Annotated in this window: 12 protein-coding genes and 3 pseudogenes; 5 read left to right on the forward strand and 10 right to left on the reverse strand. The window is 70.8% G+C overall.

The genetic code is table 11. The annotated features are described in order from the left end of the window. Window positions 1-224: 224 nt before the first annotated feature. The gene (locus tag JL475_RS01490; RefSeq protein WP_237405863.1) at window positions 225-1520 is read left to right on the forward strand and encodes an N-acetylmuramoyl-L-alanine amidase; all 1296 of its coding nucleotides are present in this window, start codon (window positions 225-227) and stop codon (window positions 1518-1520) included. A 233-nt stretch (window positions 1521-1753) separates the two neighbouring features. Here the strand turns inward: JL475_RS01490 and JL475_RS01495 are convergent. After that, window positions 1754-2137: pseudogene (locus tag JL475_RS01495) on the reverse strand (transposase); the annotation flags it as partial. Between the two features lie 295 nt (window positions 2138-2432). Between JL475_RS01495 and JL475_RS41410 the strand changes: the two are divergent. Next, entirely contained in the window at window positions 2433-4631 is a 2199-nt protein-coding gene (locus JL475_RS41410) for a recombinase family protein (RefSeq protein WP_202274105.1), read from the forward strand. A gap of 20 nt (window positions 4632-4651) precedes the next feature. Here JL475_RS41410 and JL475_RS01505 read toward each other — a convergent pair. From JL475_RS01505 to JL475_RS01530, 6 genes and pseudogenes are all read right to left on the reverse strand, one after another. Beyond that, window positions 4652-5719 (reverse strand): annotated as a pseudogene (locus tag JL475_RS01505) (transposase); the annotation flags it as partial. 138 nt (window positions 5720-5857) lie between these two features. Continuing rightward, window positions 5858-6649: pseudogene (locus JL475_RS01510) on the reverse strand (IS5 family transposase). 177 nt (window positions 6650-6826) lie between these two features. Next, the gene (locus tag JL475_RS01515; RefSeq protein ID WP_202274106.1) at window positions 6827-7246 is read right to left on the reverse strand and encodes an FKBP-type peptidyl-prolyl cis-trans isomerase; all 420 of its coding nucleotides are present in this window, start codon (window positions 7244-7246) and stop codon (window positions 6827-6829) included. Window positions 7247-8046: 800 nt separating this feature from the next. Beyond that, window positions 8047-8259, reverse strand: a complete 213-nt coding sequence (locus tag JL475_RS01520) for a hypothetical protein (protein WP_202274107.1) — start codon at window positions 8257-8259, stop codon at window positions 8047-8049. Next, window positions 8256-9092: a universal stress protein gene (locus tag JL475_RS01525; protein WP_202274108.1), complete on the reverse strand. Its 837-nt coding sequence runs from the start codon at window positions 9090-9092 to the stop codon at window positions 8256-8258. The genes JL475_RS01520 and JL475_RS01525 overlap by 4 nt, the downstream gene beginning before the upstream one ends. Before the next feature lie 134 nt (window positions 9093-9226). Next, window positions 9227-10138, reverse strand: a complete 912-nt coding sequence (locus JL475_RS01530) for a universal stress protein (RefSeq protein ID WP_202274109.1) — start codon at window positions 10136-10138, stop codon at window positions 9227-9229. A gap of 297 nt (window positions 10139-10435) precedes the next feature. On the opposite strand from JL475_RS01530, the gene JL475_RS01535 reads away from it, so the two are divergent. Further along, window positions 10436-10906, forward strand: coding sequence for a cation:proton antiporter regulatory subunit (locus JL475_RS01535; protein ID WP_202274110.1), 471 nt, complete (start codon window positions 10436-10438; stop codon window positions 10904-10906). Window positions 10907-11039: 133 nt separating this feature from the next. Here JL475_RS01535 and JL475_RS01540 read toward each other — a convergent pair whose 3' ends face one another. From JL475_RS01540 to JL475_RS01550, 3 genes are all read right to left on the reverse strand, one after another. Then, the gene (locus tag JL475_RS01540; RefSeq protein ID WP_202274111.1) at window positions 11040-12332 is read right to left on the reverse strand and encodes an MFS transporter; all 1293 of its coding nucleotides are present in this window, start codon (window positions 12330-12332) and stop codon (window positions 11040-11042) included. Window positions 12333-12470: 138 nt separating this feature from the next. Continuing rightward, on the reverse strand, window positions 12471-13562 hold the full coding sequence (locus tag JL475_RS01545; RefSeq protein WP_202274112.1) for a MerR family transcriptional regulator: 1092 nt from the start codon (window positions 13560-13562) through the stop codon (window positions 12471-12473). A 97-nt stretch (window positions 13563-13659) separates the two neighbouring features. Beyond that, window positions 13660-15654, reverse strand: coding sequence for an N-6 DNA methylase (locus JL475_RS01550; RefSeq protein WP_202274113.1), 1995 nt, complete (start codon window positions 15652-15654; stop codon window positions 13660-13662). 152 nt (window positions 15655-15806) lie between these two features. Here JL475_RS01550 and JL475_RS01555 point away from each other — a divergent pair, with 152 nt between their 5' ends. Further along, window positions 15807-16748 (forward strand): serine/threonine-protein kinase, encoded by a 942-nt coding sequence (locus tag JL475_RS01555; protein WP_202274114.1) that lies wholly within the window; start codon window positions 15807-15809, stop codon window positions 16746-16748. Window positions 16749-16846: 98 nt separating this feature from the next. Next, complete coding sequence (locus tag JL475_RS01560) at window positions 16847-18121, forward strand: serine/threonine-protein kinase (protein ID WP_202274115.1); 1275 nt, start codon at window positions 16847-16849, stop codon at window positions 18119-18121. The last annotated feature ends 43 nt before the right edge of the window (window positions 18122-18164 follow it).

The raw sequence follows: 18164 nt of genomic DNA on the forward strand, positions 1-18164 counted from the left end.
AATCTGGTTCGTGGCGGGCACCTTGGTGAGCAGCCCGGCCCCGTACGTCTTCCGTGGAGGAGACCGAACTGCGGTGTCAGGACTTGGTGTAGATAGTCAACGATCCTGAAAACCCTGGACATTGGGGCAGTCAACGGGTTAGAAGGAAGGCTGCCTGCTGGCGTACACGGAGCAGCGTGGCGTAGCGGCGCGAGACGCCGGACAGCCCTGGAGAGGAACACCTCATGTCCTTCGAGCCTGTGTACATATCCCGGCGGAATGCCCTGCGGGCCGGCGCCGGCGCAGCCGCCGTCGCCGGTCTCGGGGCCGGCCAGCTGGCCGGTGCGAGCGGTGCCTCGGCCGCCGCTCCGGCCGACCTGTCGGATACCGCGTACATCATGAGCTGCGACGAGTGGGGTGCCCGGCCGCCCGCCGGGGAGCTGTCGACCCGTACGGGCTCCACCCGGCGGATCGTGGTGCACCACATGGCGTTCCCGAACACCATGGACTTCTCCATGGAGGCGGCCATCGCCTGCGCCGAGCGGGTCCAGTACATCCACATGGACAAGAACGGCTGGTCGGACACCGGAAATCACTTCAGCATCAGCCGCGGCGGCCATGTGCTGGAAGGCCGGCACGGCAGCCTGGACGCGCTCGAGGACGGCGGATATCAGATCGTCAGCGCGCACGCCGTCGGCCAGAACACCCAGTCGATCGGTATCGAGAACGAAGGCACCTACGTCGACGAGCTGCCCACCGGCAAGCTGTGGTGGTCGCTGGTTCAGCTCTCCGCCACCATCTGCACCCAGTATGGCTTCGGCGCCCAGAACATCACTGGCCACTGGGACTGGAACAACACCCAGTGCCCCGGTGCGAAGTTCTACTCCACCTTCCCGCTGCTGCGCCTGCACGTCGCCAAGCGCCTCGGCCAGGACCCGAGCACCATCCCGGCCCGCACCTGGCCCGACACGTTCACCTCCTGCGCGGGCGCCACGGTCCGTACGCTGCAGCACCTGCTGAACACCCAGGGGTTCAACCTCGTTGCGGACGGGGCCTTCGGCCCGGCCACGCTGGCAGCGGTGCGCGCCTTCCAGACGGCGCACGGCTTCCCCACCGCCTCGGACGGCACGATGACCGGGCCGACCTGGGAGGCGCTGGCCCCGGAGATCGGCATGGGTGCCACCGGGTCTGCGGTACTCGGCGTCCAGTCAATCCTGGCGACCAAGCTGTACGCCGTGAAGGCGACCGGCACCTTCGACCGGGCGACGTGGGTCGCGGTCGCCAAGCTGCAGGCCCTGCACGGGCTTCGGGTCACCGGGCGGGTGGACCTGAGCACCTGGTGTGCCGCGCTCGGCGGTGTGGTGGAGGAGAACTTCCGCGGGCTGAAGGGCCAGGCGGGGCTGGAAAGCGAGTTTGTCGTGCCGGAGGCCGAGTCCCTGCCTCCCGTGACCCTCGCGGCGGACGGGGTCGTGGCGAGCGACGCACCCGCCACGCAGTTCGAGGAGTTCCCGGTCGACCAGGACGTCCAGGAAGGGTCGTAGGCCCTGCGCCGGCGGCGCCCAACCTCAGGGCGCCGTCGGGCCAGTACGGTGTCGATGGTCCCGAAGAACGCCGCGATCCCGGGCAGGTTCAGCCCCTTGGCCCGGGACGCGGCGAAGTCCTCGCCGCTCGCCCACTTCGATGTCCAGCCACTCGCCGTCCGTGAGCCCGTCCAGGCGGCGCCGAGGAAGCCGTCGCGGTGCGCCTCGAAGTCGGCGACGCCTTAGCTTGGCGTTTAACGTCGCTGGGCTTGGTGTTCCTTGATCGATTCGGCGCGTTTGACGGTCTTGCCGACGTCGTGGTGCCTGGCCCGGTGTCTGTTCTTCGAGCCTGCAGGCCGTCCCGGCCCCGGCCGGGACGATTTCGGTGCGGCCGCCGGACGGGCCGTGGCCGCGCGGACGTTGCGAAACCCCCGCCGCACCCGGGCCGGGGTGAGCCGACGCGGTGCGGCAGGCCGTTCCCAGGGGCGGCGCAGGTCTTCGGCGAGCGGCCGGGCCAGACGGAGCTGGGTGTGGGCGGCGATGATCAGCCAGGTCCACAGGTCGGCGGTGTCCGCGTGGCGGATCTTCGGGGCGGTCCAGCCCAGGGTCTGTTTCATCAGCCGGAAGGTGTGCTCGAGCAGCAAGCCGCACTGCACACGTAGGTGTGTCTGGCCCGGGGAATGCCCCGCTCGTAGGGATTGAGGGCCTGCTCGCTGCCGCTGCTGCCGTTCGGCGGCTGCGTGAGCGGCAGGCTGGTGCAGAAGAGGACGGTGAGCCGCAGTGGACGAGCGTGTCGTCGCTGAGCCCCCCAGATCCCGCGGTGGGGAGCCGTTCCGGAGCTGAACCGGCAGCCGACGGTGCGGCTGCTGGGGGTGCTGGCCGTGCGGATGGTGACCGCCGCGGATATGGCCGGACGGGACGGGGGTGAGTGCGGTGAGCACGACGGTTGCCGCCCCGTGGACACCGGGTGAGGGCAAGGTCCGGCCCTGGCAGCGCGACCGCCTCGCGGTGATCTATGTCCGCCAGTCGACCCCGCAGCAGGTGCTCGACCACGCCGAGTCCACCCGGCTGCAGTACGGACTCACCCAGCGGGCCGTCGACCTGGGCTGGGCCCCGTCCCGGGTACTGGTGATCGACGAGGACCTGGGGCATTCCGCGTCCGGCCTCCAGGACCGTCCCGGCTTCCGGCGGCTGGTGGCCGAGGTCGGCCTCGACCATGTGGGCCTGGTGCTGGGCAGCGAGATGTCCCGGCTGGCCCGCAGCGGGCGCGAATGGCACCAGCTGCTGGAGCTGTGTGCGCTGGCCGGCGCCCTGCTGGCGGACCCGGACGGGATCTACGATCCGGCCGAGTACAACGACCGGATGCTGCTGGGACTGAAGGGAACGATCAGCGAGGCGGAACTGCACCTGATCAAGCAGCGAATGTGGAACGGCCGCCTGAACAAGGCCCGCCGCGGCGAGCTGGCCGTGCCGCTGCCGGTGGGCTATGGGCGGCTCCCGGACGGCGAGGTCGTCTTCGACCCGGACGAGCAGGTGCAGGCCGTGGTCCGCCTGGTCTTCGATCTGTTCGACGAACTGGCCACGGTCAACGCGGTGTTGCGGTTCCTGGTCGACCACGGCATCCAGATGGGGATCCGGGTGCGGGAAGGCCCTGAGCGGGGCGAGCTGGTCTGGCGCCGCCCGAGCAGGATCGCGGTGCAGAACATGCTCCGCCACCCGGCCTATGCCGGGGTCTATGTCTACGGCCGCAGCCGGACCGATCCGCGCCGGCGCCGGGCAGGGCGTCCCTTCACCGGCCGGGTGCGGCGGCCTCGGGAGGACTGGCTGGTCTACCTGCCCGGCATCCTGCCCGCCTATATCAGCACCGAGCGGCACGAACACAACCTCGAACGCATCGAGGCGAACCGGGCTCGTGCGCAGAGTATGGGCGCGGTGCGAGGCGGGTCGGCCCTGCTGCCGGGGCTGATCTTCTGTGATCGGTGCGGCAAACGCATGGTCGTGCGCTATCAGCGCGGCCCGGGTGGAGAACTGCGCGGGGTCTACGAGTGCAGCCGGGCCAAGACCGACTACGGCGGCGCGTTGTGCCAGCAGCTGTCCGGAGCATGCGTCGACCGGTATGTGACCAGCCTGCTGCTGGCGGCGATGGCCCCGGCCGCGCTGGAGGTCTCGCTGCAGGCCGCCGAGCAGGCCCAGCGGCGCCGGGCCCAGATGGATCAGATCTGGCAGCAGCGCTTGGAACGCGCCGACTACACAGTCGACCGGGCCCGGCGTCAGTACCAGCTGGCCGAGCCCGAGAACCGCCTGGTGGTGCGGGAACTGGAGAAGAACTGGGAGCACGCGCTGGCCGAACGACAGCAGCTGAGCGAGGAGTACGACCGCTTCACCACGGCCCGGCCCCGCACCCTCACCGCCGCCGAACGCGAGCAGATCCGGGCCCTTGCCAGTGATCTGCCCGCGATCTGGCGGGCGCCGACCACCATGGCCACAGACCGCAAGCAGCTGGTGCGGCATTTGATCGAGAAGGTCGACCTGGCGGTGATCGGCGACAGTGAACGTGTCACCGTCCGCATCACCTGGGCCGGCGGGCATCGCACCGAAGGCGAACTCGTCCGCCCGGTCGCTCGTCTTGATCAGCTCAGCTACTTCCCTCGCCTGGCCGCCCGGGCCCGTGAACTCGCCGACGGCGGACACTCGGCGCCGCAGATCGCAAGGATGCTCAACGCGGAAGGCTTCCGGCCGCCCAAACGCCGCGACCGTTTCGGCACCGAGGGCGTGCGCAAACTGCTGCAGGAGCTGGGCTGTGTCAGCCACCAGGAACGATCCCTTCGGCGGTCCGCACCAGCACTCGGCGAGCACGAATGGTGGCTTACCGACCTCGCCCGCGCCGTCGGCATGCCCCGCGTCACCCTCTTCGGATGGATCACACGCGGCCGGGTCACCGCCCGCCAACTCAGCGACCCGCGCCGGTCCTGGGTGATCCACGCCGACCCCGCAGAAGTCGAACGGCTCCGCCGGCTCCACCGGCAGTCCCGCGGCCACCAGTCTCGACAGGCCTGGCTCGACCACCAGCAGACGGTGATAATCCCGAACGGGAAAGGAGACACGCACGATGACGGCGAACCGCGACTTTGACAGCACCGCGGCTTGCTCGTCTCCAGGTCGAATCTGCGCAGGAACACCTGCCACCAGCGGTCCACGTCCGCCGGTGCGGCGGCGGTGGCCGAGCACCACAGCCAGACCGGTTTCGGGTCGCGGTCACCGGGCAGATGCTCGACCTTCAGGTGGATCAACGTGCCGTGCAGGATGGGGAGTTCTTCCTTGGCGTGGTTCAGCCAGGGGCCGCGGTGGGTGAGCCGGGGGTGCATCCGGTCCCAGGCCGTCGCGGTGGCCGTGCCGTAGCGGGTGGTGTCCGTGACGGTCATGACATCCGGCTCGTGCCAGCTGTCGGGCTTCTTGAACGTGAGGACGCCGCCATGCCGGCGGGGACGCCCGCCCCGGGGACCCGACCGGGCAGGGCCGGGGTCACGGAGCATGACCCGGTCCGAGCGCAGCCGTCCGACCAGCACGACGGGCAGGTCGGCGAGGGCGTGGGTCAGGTAGGCGACGTCGTAGCCGGAGTCCATCACGATCACGATGTCCGGATCGCCCGGCTCCCAGTGGCCTGCGCTCGTCAATCGCTCGATGACATAGCGGAGTTGGGCGGCTGTGACAGTGGTCGCGTCGTCCGCCGGCCCGAGCCGTACGGCGTCCAGCAGAGCGACCCAGGAGGTGCGGCCGGACTCCAGGGCGGCGACGAAGGAGTAGGGCCAGCCGGGCACCAGCTGGTCCGAGCTGCGGTCGCCGCGTCCGTAGACGTGGCAGAACAGCCGCTCGTCGCTGGTCGGGGCGTCCGGGCGGAGCCAGTTGCTGACGTCCACCGCCAGCACGATCCGCCCGTCGGCCGCCCTCGGCAGCGGCAGCCCGGCCAGCGTGCGGCGCAACCGCATCGGCTCCAGCCAGCCCCGGTCCAACGCGGCATACAGGGCGCCGTGCCCGCGCCGGTGCTCGACCGCCAAGGAGAGCTCGACCAGGGTTTTCACCGGCCCGTCCGCGCACAGCACCGCGTCGGTGAGCTCGAAGAGCGCGTCCGCGCGGCTGTACAGGCAGTCGTAGAAGTCGACCCGAAAGCGGGACAACACGCTCAATGCCTCGCTTGTGGGCGCGTCGGCGGGGAGACTCATAGGCAGCGGCCGTTCTCTCGTGCTTCGTTACTCGACATCTCGAAGCGTGAAGAACGGCCGCGTCCGCTGTCCCGGAAAGAACCGCAGTTCAGCAGGTCGGGTGACCTGCGAGGTTAAACGTCAAGCTTAGAGGCCGTCTCATTTGGCGATTCGGCGGTAGCAGATGAGGGTGCAGGCGATGCTGGTCAAGGCCAGGAAGTGTTCGGCCTTGCGTTCGTAGCGGCGGTGGAGTCTGCGGCAGCCTGCAAGCCACGCCATGGTGCGCTCGATGGTCCAAACGGTGGCGTCCGAGTCGTTCGCTGGACTCGATGCCCTTGCGGGCTATGCAGGGTGTGATGCCTCGGCTGCGGAGCCATTGGTGCAGGTGGCGGTTGTCGTACGCCTTGTCGGCATGCAGCTTGGCGGGCTTGCGGCGGCGCGGTCCGCGGCGCGACCGGATCGGCGGGATGCCGCGCACGAGCGGTTCGAGACCTTGACTGCCGTGCATGTTGGCACCCGAGATCCCGATGGAGATCGGCAAACCGGTACGTTCGGTAATCAGACGGATCTTCGAACCTTTCTTGCCTCGATCCACCGGATTCGGACCTGTCAACTCCCCCTTTCAGGGCCCGCATGTTCACCGAGTCGATCGCGCACCGCGACCAGTCGAGCTCGCCGCGCGCGCCGAGCTCGTCCAGGACCAGGCGGTGGAGCTTCGCCCACACCCGGGCCTTGCTCCATTCCGTGAACTGCCGATGTGCTGTCGGTCCGGGGGGCGAAGACCGGCGGCAGCTGCCGCCACGTGCAGCCCGTCGTGGCCACGAACACGATCGCAGCCAGCACCTCCCGGTCGCCGTAACGCCGCCGTCCACCACCTTGACGCCGCACCGGAGCCGACGGCACCACCCGCTCGAACAATTCCCACAACTGGTCCGGGACCAGACGCTCCACGATCGTCGCGGCCACAGACTACCGATCACCCAAATGAGACGACCTCTAAAGATCAAACTAGTACGACGGGCGCGATCGTTTTGTATGACGCGGAGGTAACTGACAGTGTCTGCCGATGAGTGCATCTGTCTTTACGTGGCAGGGACAGGGTGCCCCCGGCCCTCAGGAGCGCCAGGTTCAGGCCGAGCCGGTCAAGCCGGGCCTCGCTCCGGCGGGCCCGCCCACGACCGTGAGCAGGTCCACGACGAAGATCAGCGTCGAGCCCGCCGGGATCAATGGAGAGGGTGACTGCCTGCCGTAGCCGAGACGCGGGGGAACGATGATCTCGCGCCGGCCGCCGACCTTCATTCCCCTCACTCCCCGGTCCCAGCCTTTGATGACCTTGCCACCGCCCACGGCGAACTTGAACGGCTGGTCCCGCTCCCAGGAGGAGTCGAACTCCCTTCCGGATGCGAACGTGACCCCTACGTAGTGAACCCGGACGACCCTGCCCGGCTGCGCCTCGGGTCCGTCCCCAACCACGAGGTCCCGGATCGTCAGCTCGGTGGGCGCGTCACCCTCCGGAACCTCAATTCTGGGCTTCGTCAGTTCGCTCATCACGGTCCCATCGCTCGCCACCGGAGTCCCCCGCACGGGCCGGCCGGACACATGGACATTCCATGCGGCAGGCGATCACGCTACCGGCAATGCCCATGCTCCGAGATGCACCCCGTGCCACGGAACACGGCTCTCCCATCCGAGGGATGCACCGGAGCGGGAGCCGGTCTCACCCCGGCGGGCGCCGGGGGAGGCCCCCGGAGCCCGGAGGCGGGTCAAGGACCGATCGGTGCGCGCCCCGGAGGGACCGCGTAAGGACCTGCCGACCGGATGCCACAGCCGCCCAAGAGGCCCATGCCCCTCTTGTCGAGGCTTCCCGAGTGACCAAGGGCCACGACATCTGCGCCTCCGCGCCATCGGTAAAAGGGTTCACCTTCCCCGCAACGCATGAAGATCGCGCCGGAGAGTGACGACCGCGCAGCCTTGCCAGGGCATTGAGATGCCACACCCACGTTACGGAGAGCTCTTCCGGCTCGGGTGCAGCCGATGCTCAAGCCCCTCATCAGCGGTCCGTCGATGCCTCCTCTGGGCCGTGACGCTCGTTTGACGCTCCGGGTGTCTTAAAGGATGTCTATCCGGGTCGGAAACTGCTGCTGACCTGCTGTTATGTCGGTCCCCTGGCATGGTGACAGGTTTCCGATGACTCACCACGTGAAATCTCGGTCGGGTACCCTGACTGTTGCCTTAACGGAGTTTGGTGGACACCAACCGTGACAACCCCGACCGCCGGGTCCGGCTGAGCTTCCTCGGCGGCCGGTAGACCGATGGTCCGGCGAGGCCGGTGACCGGCGGAACGGGCCCTACGTGGAATCGGCACCGCCCGGTTCGACGAACCGGGCCGGATGCGCCGACACCCAGCGGGCAACCGCTTCGTCATCGGCGGCGGGCACGGCATCGGGGACGCCCTCGTGCGCCTCGAACTCGTGCGTCTCGCCCCGCGTGCCCGGCGGCACCCGCCACCGCGCGATCGCCTCCGCGCTCACCGGCGCCCGGTAGACCACCCGTCCGGTCACTGCTCGCCGCGGACGACGGTGACGGGACAGTCGGCGTGGTGGAGCAGTGCCTGGCTCACCGAGCCCAGCAGCATCCCGGTGAAGCCGCCGTGCCCCCGGGCCCCGGTCACCAGCAACTGGGCCTCCCTGCTGGCGTCCAGCAGCGCGTGGCGCACCCGGGACCGCTCCACGAGCAGTTCCACGGACACCTCCGGATGAGCGGCCCGCCATGGCGCCAGGGCCTCCTCCAGTCGGTGCCGGTGCTTCTCGCGGAGCTGGTCCAGGTCCACCACCACGTTCAGCGGGGCGCCGGGACCCTCGTAGGGCGTCGGCTCGTTCAAGGTGTTCCACACGTGCAGGGCGACCAGCCGGGCCCCGCGCAGCGCCGCCTCCGCGAAGGCGAATCCGGCCGCCGCCGCACCGGCCGCCGAGCCGTCCGCGGCGAGCAGTACGGGCCCCTGCGGATCGGGGCGTCCCCGAACCGCCATGACCGGGCAGTGCCCGTGGGCGGCCAACTGCACGACCGTCGAGCCCAGCAGCAGGCCCCCGAACCCGCCGCGGCCCCGTCCGCCGAGCACCGCCAGTACCGCGTGGCGCGACTCGCTCCGCAGCACCGTCAGGGCGTCCCCGGACACCACGGTCCTGGTCACCTCCAGACCCGGCGCCACGGCGGCGGCCCGCTGTTCCGCCTGCGCCAGGGCGCCGCGGATCGTCGGGTCCAGGTCGGGGTGACGACTGAAGGCGTGCACGATCCGCAGCTGTGCGCCGCGCAGCTGGGCTTCACGGGCCGCGACGTCCGCCGCGGCGAGACTGGACGGCGATCCGTCCACTCCGGCGATCACCGTGTCATCCACTGCTCACTCCCGTCCGGGCCGGGCCCCCGACGCGGGTGCGTCCCGATCACGCCCGCGAGTATCCGAGTACCCGCGGGCAGGGGACCGTACCGGCCGGAGCCCGGCGGCCCGGAAGTCCCGGAAGGGGGAGCGTGCTACGCGTCCCCTTCCGTCTTCTCTCCCTTCTCTCCGCTGTCGCCGCGGACGACGGCCACCGGGCAGTGGGCGTGGTGCAGCATCGCCTGGCTGACCGAGCCGAGCAGCAGCCCGGTGAATCCGCCCCGCCCCCGCGCCCCGACCACCAGCAACCGAGCCGTACGGCTCGCTTCGATGAGCGCTTCGCGGGTGCCGCCGTGCACGAGCTCGTGCCGGACCTTCACACCGGGATACCGCTCCTGGTGCCCGGCCAGCGCCTCGGACAGCAGACGCTCCTCGCCGGCCTCCAGATCACCGGGCTCGCTCGCGTAGGGAGCCTTCCCGTCCTGCGGGGTCGGGGCCGGCGCGTTCCAGGTGGTCCAGGAGTGCAGCGCGACCAGTTCGGCGCCGCGCAGGGACGCCTCGGCGAAGGCGAAGTCGATCGCCTTCGCGCCCGCCGGGGAACCGTCGACTCCGAGCACGACCGGTCCGTCCGCCGCCCCCGGCTCACGCACGACCAGGACCGGGCACCGCCCGTGAGCCGCCAGGTGCACCGCCGTCGACCCCACCAGAAGCCCGACGAAACCCCCCATCCCGCGGGATCCGACGACCACGAGTTCCGCGGAGGCGGACTGCGCCTCCAGCACGGTCAGCGGTTCTCCCGTCACCACGGTGTGCGATACGTCCACGTCCGGTGCCACCGACCTGGCGTGCTCCACCGCCTCGGTCACCAGCCGATCGACCGCGCTCCGCAGACCGCCCTCGGGCGGGCCCAGCGGCGAAGGACCCAGCGGTACATGCATGGCAGGCCAGAGGAACGCATGCACCACCCGCAGCTCGGCCTTGCGCCGCCGGGCCTCCTCGGCCGCCGCACCCACCGCGGCCAGGCTCGAGGCCGATCCATCGACTCCCACAACGACCAGACGACTCATGACGCCTCCCCAATCGGTATGTCACCACCATGATCCCATTGCGGAAGCCCGTGGACATGGGCCCAACGGGCCACACCTCCGGAGCGATCAGGACCCTCCGGTGGTCCGCCCTCGTGAGGGTCGAGTCCGCCGCGACCGTTTGTCCATCCGTGACGCCACCCACCCTCTCGACGGCATGGCGGGATGACACCATGTCCCCCACGGGGGCCGACCATCAGCGGGATGGAGGTACCCCCGCCCAGAACGACGGACGATCAGAAGAAACCGGGAAGGGGACGGGCTGTGCCTGCTCCACGGATGAGCACCACGCCACTGCCGGGCATCGGCGTGAAGTACGACCTCACCACGCGTGAGCGCCAGCACCTCTCCGTGATCGCGCACCGGGACGGCGCACGCACGGTCAACATCTACCGTTCCGACGACCCGGACGCCTGCGCCCAGTCGCTGCGGCTGAACGTCACCGAGTCGGCCGCCCTGATCGACGCGCTGATGCCCGCCCACCACAGCCCGAACCTGCTGCACACGACCGACCTGGGCCTGGTCGCGGAGCGCATCGAACTGTCCGCCGCCTCCCACTGGAACGGCAGGGTGCTGGGCGAGACCAGGATGCGCACCGACACCGGAGCCTCGATCGTGGCCGTGCTGCGGCGGGCCGAGGCGATCCCGTCCCCGACGCCGGACTTCCGGCTTGCGGGCGGTGACACACTCATCGTCATCGGCACCCGCGAGGGCATCGAGACCGCCGCCGAGATCCTCGGACGGGAGTGAGCGCGCGCACTCAACTCTTCCGCGAGCTTCCGTCACCACGCCGGCGAAGGCGGCCACCGGCCGGTGGGCCGCTCGACGGGCAGGGCATCTCCGGGCCGTGCCGCCGGCGCGCGGCCGGCACGGCCGGCCCGGTTCAGCGGGTCCGCAGTCCCGTGCGGTCGTTGCGGAGCGGTCCGGAGGTCAGACCCGCCAGCCCGACACCGACGAGCATGACGGCACAGGCGACGAGCACGACGGTGGCGCCTTCGAGATCGACGAATGCGCCGAGCACACTGTTCATGAGCAACAAGGCCAGGCTCTGGACGAGCACGAGAACCGCCTGAACGCGGGACAGGTGGCTTTCCGGTGCTGCTGCCAGGACCAACGGCGCGATGTGCGCGGAGAAGATCCCGTTGCCGACACCGATGACCGAGCCGGCGGCCACCGCCCCCGCCGTGCCCGGTGCCAACGCCAGGGCGAGTACCCCCGCACCGGCCAGCACGAGCGCGCTCGCCGACAGCAGACCGGGCCGACCCAGCGGACCGCGCTTCACCACCACCAGGGTGATCGCCACCATGCCCACGCCCTGTGCTCCGATCACGAACCCCGCGGCCCCCGCGCCCCATTCCCGCTCACGGGCGAGCAGGGGGACCAGGAGCGACAGCACGGGCAACAGGAAGCCGGCCGCGAAACCGGTGAGGCAAAGACCCGGACGCAGCACCGGATGGGCGAAGGCCACGCGCACGCCGTCCAGGGCCTCCTTGAGCAGACCGACCGCTCTGGAGGACTGCACTGCTTCGTACCGCGGGCGGATGATCGCCAGGACGATCAGCGTGAAGGCGAAGGTGGCGGCGTTGAACACGGCCGCGCCCGCAAGCCCGGCAAGACCCACCAGGACGCCGCCCAGAGGCCCGCCCCCCATGTTGATCACCTGGCCGCCGACCTGCCGCAGGGACAACGCCCGCGGTAACTGCGCCTCGGCCACCAGCCGACGAGGCATGGACCCCGAGGCGGGCAGATAGAAGGCATCGACGACACCCACCGCGATGCCTGTCGCGACGAGCAACCAGGGCGGAGCCCCCAGGCGGTGGGCGAGGGCTGCCAGACCGAGCGAGACGACCAGCATCGCCGCATCACCGGCGATCAGCACGCGACGCGCGCTGACCCGGTCACCCACCGCACCCCCGACGAGGAGGAGCAGAACGCGGGGAAGCGTGATCGCACTCAGCACCAAGCCCGCGACGCCCCCGCCGTACGCACTGGCGGCCCAGCCGAGAGCAAAGTAGAAGACCGCGTTGCCCACGAGCGAGACCAAGATGCCGACGAGCCACCACAGGTACGACCGAGGCAGCGGCTCCCGGACCTGCGGGTGCCGCTCGTCACCTTGCGCGGACGGGACGTCACAAGCTGCCGCAGGAGACTCCGCGGTCTCATCGCCGGCCGACATCAGGACCCCCGGTCAATGCCGTACCGGCCTCGGGACGGACCATCCCGGCCACGCTCACCAACCCATGTCGAGCCATCAGTTCATTCCGTCGGGGGCTCAGCGCCGAGGCGCTGCGGCGCTGAGCCCGGTCCCCGCGGTTCAGGCCTGGCCGTCCAGCCGGACCGGCATCAGCAGCGAGAAGGTGTCCTCGTCGTCGGGCCTGCGGATCGCGAGCGGTGCCGTGGAGGCGCCGAACTCCAGGGCCAGCCGGTCGCGGGCCCCGGCGTCGAGGGCGTGCAGCAGGAACTCGCGGTTGACGGCGACACGGTCCTGGCCGTCGTCACCGTCCTCGCAGAGGACCACCGTGCCGTCGTCGGCCACCCCGAGCACGCTGACCTCGTAGGGCACCCCGTCCTGCTCGCGCACCTCGCCGGTACGGACGGGACCCGCCTCCACCGCCTTCCGGAAGGCCGCCACGTCGACGAGGGCCCGACGCCCGGCCGGCAGCTGGACCAGGCGCCGGTAGTCCGGGAACTCGTGGTCGAGGCACTGGCCGGCCACCTGACGGCCGCTCTCGGTCTCCAGCGCCACCCGGTCACCGTCCACGGCGAACCGGACGGGTTCGGCGCCGCCGGCCAGCGCCCGCATCGCGTCGACGAGCGGCAGGGGCACGGTCACCTGCACGCGGGGCCCGCCGTGCCCGGTGACCGCGGCCCGCGCGACGGCCAGCCGGTACCGGTCGGTCGCCACGAGACGCAGGGCGTCGCCCTCGACGTCGAACAGGACCCCGCCGAGCATCGGCAGTTCGGGGTCCGTACCGGCGGCGAAACGGACCGCGTCCAACGCGGCGGCCAGCTCGGGCGAGGCAAGGGCCGGGCGGGCCGAGGAGGTACGGAGCGAGGTCATGGGTTTCTCCCTGTCGTCGAGTAGGGCTCGGAGCGTGGAGAACTCACCGCGGGCATCGGACAACCCCTGTTCCAGCCGGCGCAGGTGCGCCTGAAGGAGCTGCCGTACGAGATCGGTGTCCGCGCCGGCCCAGCCGGCCAGCACCAGCCGGATGTCGGCCAGCGGCATCCCGGCCCGGCGCAACCGCGCCAGCAGCCTGGCCTCGTCCGACTGCTCGGGCGCGTACCAGCGGTAGCCGCTGACCGGGTCTACCCAGTCGGGGACCAGCACCCCCGCACGGTCGTAGAACCGCAGGGCGCTCACGCTCAGGCCGCTGTCCCGGGCCATCTCACCAATGCTGCGCATCTCGCTCTCCACACCCGGGACCCTGCCGCCTCGACAAGGTCGAGGGTCAACCCGGACCGGAAACCGGCTCGCTCCGGGCCGATACCGCTCGGCTGTGTCAGAGGGCGAGCCCGCCCGCCGCGAGCCGGTCGGTCACGTCGCCCACCAGCCCCCTGCCCAGCCGGTCGGCCTCGGCGAGTCGTGCCTCGAAGCTGCTCAGCCGTCCGAAGACCTCGGCGTACGCCCTCTGTGCCTCCAGCGGAAGCTGGAGCACGTGAAGGCGCCGGATGTCGACGCGCGACGAACTGGAGGCGTGGGTGCCCGCCTGGCGCCCGTTGGAGGGCGCCCGCAGGCACCCGGCGAGGAAGAGGGCGTCCAGCTTCGCCGGGTCCACTCGCAAGGCGTACAGCTGGGGTCCGAGAGCCATCGGGGAGCCCTCGTGCACCCACGCCTTGAAGGCGCGCACGACACCGGCGACGACGACGTCACCCTCCTCGGCGACGGCATGCGCCGACTCGGTGGCGACGAGGCCGCTGGGGGCGCCGTCCGTCAGCAGATCGGAAACGGTCAGGAGAGGCACGGAGCCCGCGCGGGGCGTCGTCGTGCCGTCCGAGGGCTGCTGTCCGGCGCGCAGCGAAAGGGCACCGGCCTTGACCAGGTCGCCCACGGTGACCGTGGTCTGCGGCCTGTCGGCGTCGAAGCCCAGTTCCGTCAGATGTTGCGCCTGACCGGTCAGGTCGGCCAATGCGGTGCTCAACTCCTTCCAGGCCGACTTCAGTTCGAGACCGGAGGGCTCTGTGCCGACCGACGTGTGGCGCCCGGGAGTGACGTCCACCTCGTCGTCCAGGAGGTCGATGAGCGGAACACGGACGGCGCCGTCGGGCAGTTCGGCGTCCGGGTGGTCCACTGTGGCCATGGCGGACAGCACGAAGTCGTGCAGGGCATCCCAGTGGGGGCCCGATTCCCGTGTACCGGATCTCGCGAAGCGTGTGGCGTCGACGAGAAGCGCGTCCTGGCTGGGCGGCGGAGCTGCCTGGCTGTCCGGAGCCGCTCTGAGGATCCACAACTGCAGTGAAACGCTGTGCGGTTGCGCGCTTCCGGGCGGAAGCGCCACCACCGCCCGCAGTGCGCCGGTACGCAGCAGCGAACCGCGGATGCGGCGGCCGGCCTTGCGCGAGGCGACCGCGGGGGGCAGGACGACGACGGCCGCCCCGCCGGGCTTCAGGTGGGAGAGCAGGTGCTGCACCCACGCCAGTTCCGGCTCGGTCCGCGGCGGCAGTCCGTGAGTCCAGCGCTGGTCCGTGGCGAGCTCTTCGTAGCCCCAGTCACGTTCGTTGAACGGCGGGTTGCAGAGTGCGATGTCTGCTTGCACCCCCCTGAACGGATCGTCGCGCAGAGCGTCGGCCGTGGCGATCTCCGTACGGACGGCATGGTCGGCATGGTCGTCCGCGAAGAACGCCAGCCGGGCCGAGGCCAGCGCGGCGAGCGCCGGGTCCCGCTCACAGGCCAACACCACCAACTCCTGACCGGCACACGCCTGTACGGCCGCGGCCGCCAGATGCCCCGTGCCGCAGGCCGGGTCGAGGACGGTGAGTTCGGCGTCGCGCTCGCCGATCCGGACGGCGAGTGCCGTCCGGGTCATCAACGCGGCGAGCGGCGGGGGAGTGGTGCTGAGTTGCCGCACATGAGTCTCCAGCCACCGCTGGAGCAGGAACTCGAAGGTCTCACGCGCACCCTGGGTGCGTCCGAGTTTCGCGGCCTCACCTGCCAACTCCCGAATTTCTGGGGTGAGTTCGACGTGCGGGCTGCGTGACTTGGGGGAGCTCATGCGACGGGCCGCCTCGGCGATGGCAAGTCCCGATTGATCCCTGCTGCCCAGAGCCTCGAACCGGGGCCAGAGGGACTCCCGGCCGCCGATGGTGTCGATCTTCCCGTTGTCCATCAGCCATTGCTCGACTTCCGCCAGCGAGAACTGGGGGCTGACGTCGGTGCCGCCGATCCGCGTGGGGAAGGAGTCGTGACGCCGCCGCCAGTTGCTCACCGCGGCCCGCCCCACGCCGGCGATCCGGGCGATCTCGGCCAGGCTGACGGGTACGGGTTCGGTTGTACTCATCGGAAGTCTCCGAGGTGCTGGGGTGTGTGCGTGCGGACCGGCGGTGGAGGGGTCTCTGGGGGGCTGTACTGGGCAGGCTACTACGATCATTGACTTTGTTCACAGCGCAATTGCTCTGGATCAGTGTGCGGAAAGTGTGGAGGGTGGCGGAAATGCAAGGATTCACGCCGGGAACGGTGCTCCTGGAGCGTTACCGGCTCACATCGGTCCTCGGGCGCGGCCAGATGGGCCAGGTGTGGCAGGGGTGCGACCTGCGTCTGGAGCGGCCCGTGGCCGTGAAGACCGTCGCAGCGGACCTGCTTGCCGTCCCCCGGAGCCGGGACGGGGCACTGCAGCGCTTCCGGCGGGAGGCGAAGGCCGCCGCGCGCCTCGCTCACCCGAACACGACGACCGTCTTCGACGCGTCGATCACGGACGGCACCTGCTGCCTGGTCATGGAACTGATCGAGGGCACCACCCTCGAGTTCCTCTTCGACCAGCAGGACGACGGCCGGTTCGACGTGCCCACGGCCGCCGCCGTCGCGGCCCAGCTGTGCGCGGGCCTGTCGGCCGCCCACGCGGCCGGCCTCGTCCACCGCGACCTCAAGACCCAGAACATCATGGTCCGCAGGGACGGTCTCGTGAAGATCCTGGACTTCGGGCTGGTCAAGGTCCTCAGTGACGCCGACCCACGACTGACCATGACCGGCGAGAGCATCGGCAACATCGCGTGCGCCTCACCCGAACTGCTCTCCGGACAGGACCGGCTCGACGGACGCAGCGACCTCTACGCGGTGGGCTGCCTGCTGCACCACATGCTCACCGGCGAGACGCTCTTCGCCACGGACCAGCCGGCGCTGCTGGCCACGCACCATCTCAGCTCACCGCCGCCCGCGGTCACGGACTCGGGAGTCGACGTCCCGCGCGGTCTGCGGGACCTGGTCACCGCCCTGCTCGCCAAGCGTCCGGACGACCGTCCCTCCTCCGCCGCCGAGGTGTACGCGGCCCTCGCCCCCTATCTGCCGGCGCCCAGCCCCGAACTGGCCACCCGGCCAGGAATGCCGGAGGACCCTCGCCGTCCCTTCCTCGTCCCGCAAGGGCCGAGTCCCGTGTGAGCGGTGAGAGGATGGCCGTGCAGGCCGGGTGCTCGACCTCGCTCCGGCCGTAGGGCAGTGGAGGGGCGCCGCGAGCGCCGGGACTGGGGACGAGCGCGATGCGGCGAAGCCTTGGACGGTACGAGCTCACCCGAGAGCTGGGCCGGGGCGGCATGGGGGTCGTCTGGGCGGCGTACGACCGGGAGGGCGGCGGCGAGCACGGCCGCGAGGTCGCCGTGAAGCTCCTCGCCCCCCGCGCGGGCGGCGCGGAGTTCACGTCCCTGGAGCGCCGCTTCCTGCGCGAGGCGAGCCTCACCAGCCGCCTGCGCCACCCGGGCATCCCCGCCGTCCACGACCACGGCAGCCACGAGGGCGAGCTCTACCTCGTCATGGACCTCGTCCCCGGCCGGGCCCTCGACGCCGTCCTCAAGAGCGACGGCCTACTGTCCGTCGAGCACGCCGCGGACGTCACCCGGCGCACGGCCGAGGTGCTCGCCCACGCGCACGCCCAGAACGTCGTGCACCGCGACCTCAAACCGTCGAACCTGATGCTCACCCCCGACGGTGAGATCAAGGTCCTCGACTTCGGCGTCGCCGCCGCTCTCGAACCGCATCCCGGCGAGACCCGTTTCACCGCGGCGAACGCCACTCCCGGCACGGTGGTGTACATGGCCCCGGAGCAGGCCGTGGGGGAGACGGTGCCCGCCAGTGACCTGTACTCGCTGGGCTGCGTCCTCTACGAACTGCTGACCGGCGCCCCGCCCTTCGCCACCGGAAGCCACTTCATGCTCTACCACCAGCACGCGCACGACCCCGTGCCGCCCCTCGGCGAGCGCCGTCCCGGCGTCCCGGCCGGACTGCGGGAACTGGTGGAGGCGCTCCTGGAGAAGAAGCCGGAGAGCCGGCCCGCCTCGGCGACGGAAGTGGCCGCACGGGCAGCCGCCTGGGCACCCGACCCGGTGCGCCCCCCGACACCGACGATTCCGCACCCCCGGCTGGCCGAGATCGACGGCCTCCGCCGGTCGGGCCAACCCGCCCGCGCCCTGCGGGAGTACGGCGACCTCCTGGCCGTCACCGACCTCGAGCGGGCCGACGTCCTCGCCGCCCGCGCCGGGCACGCCCTGTGCGTGGGGGGCCTCGGCCGCACCCGTGAGGCACTGGACGAGCTGAAGTCGGTCCTCGCCGAGCAGCGCAGTCTCCTCGGGGCGGACGACCCCGGGGTGCTGGACACGCGGTACGAGATCGCCGTGCTGCTGGCCCGTACGGGCGAGCGCCACGCGGCCGGGGAACTGCTGAAGCGCCTGGCGGACGACGAGGACCGGATCCTTCCCGCCCCCGACCCCCGGCACGGACGGGCCCGCACCCTGCTGGACCGGCTCCGCCGCATCGCGTGACCGGTCGTGAGGCGATCGACGAAGCAATAATTTTGTAATCTCT

Origin of the sequence: Streptomyces sp. M2CJ-2, assembly GCF_016757295.1 — a bacterium.
Taxonomy (GTDB): domain Bacteria; phylum Actinomycetota; class Actinomycetes; order Streptomycetales; family Streptomycetaceae; genus Streptomyces.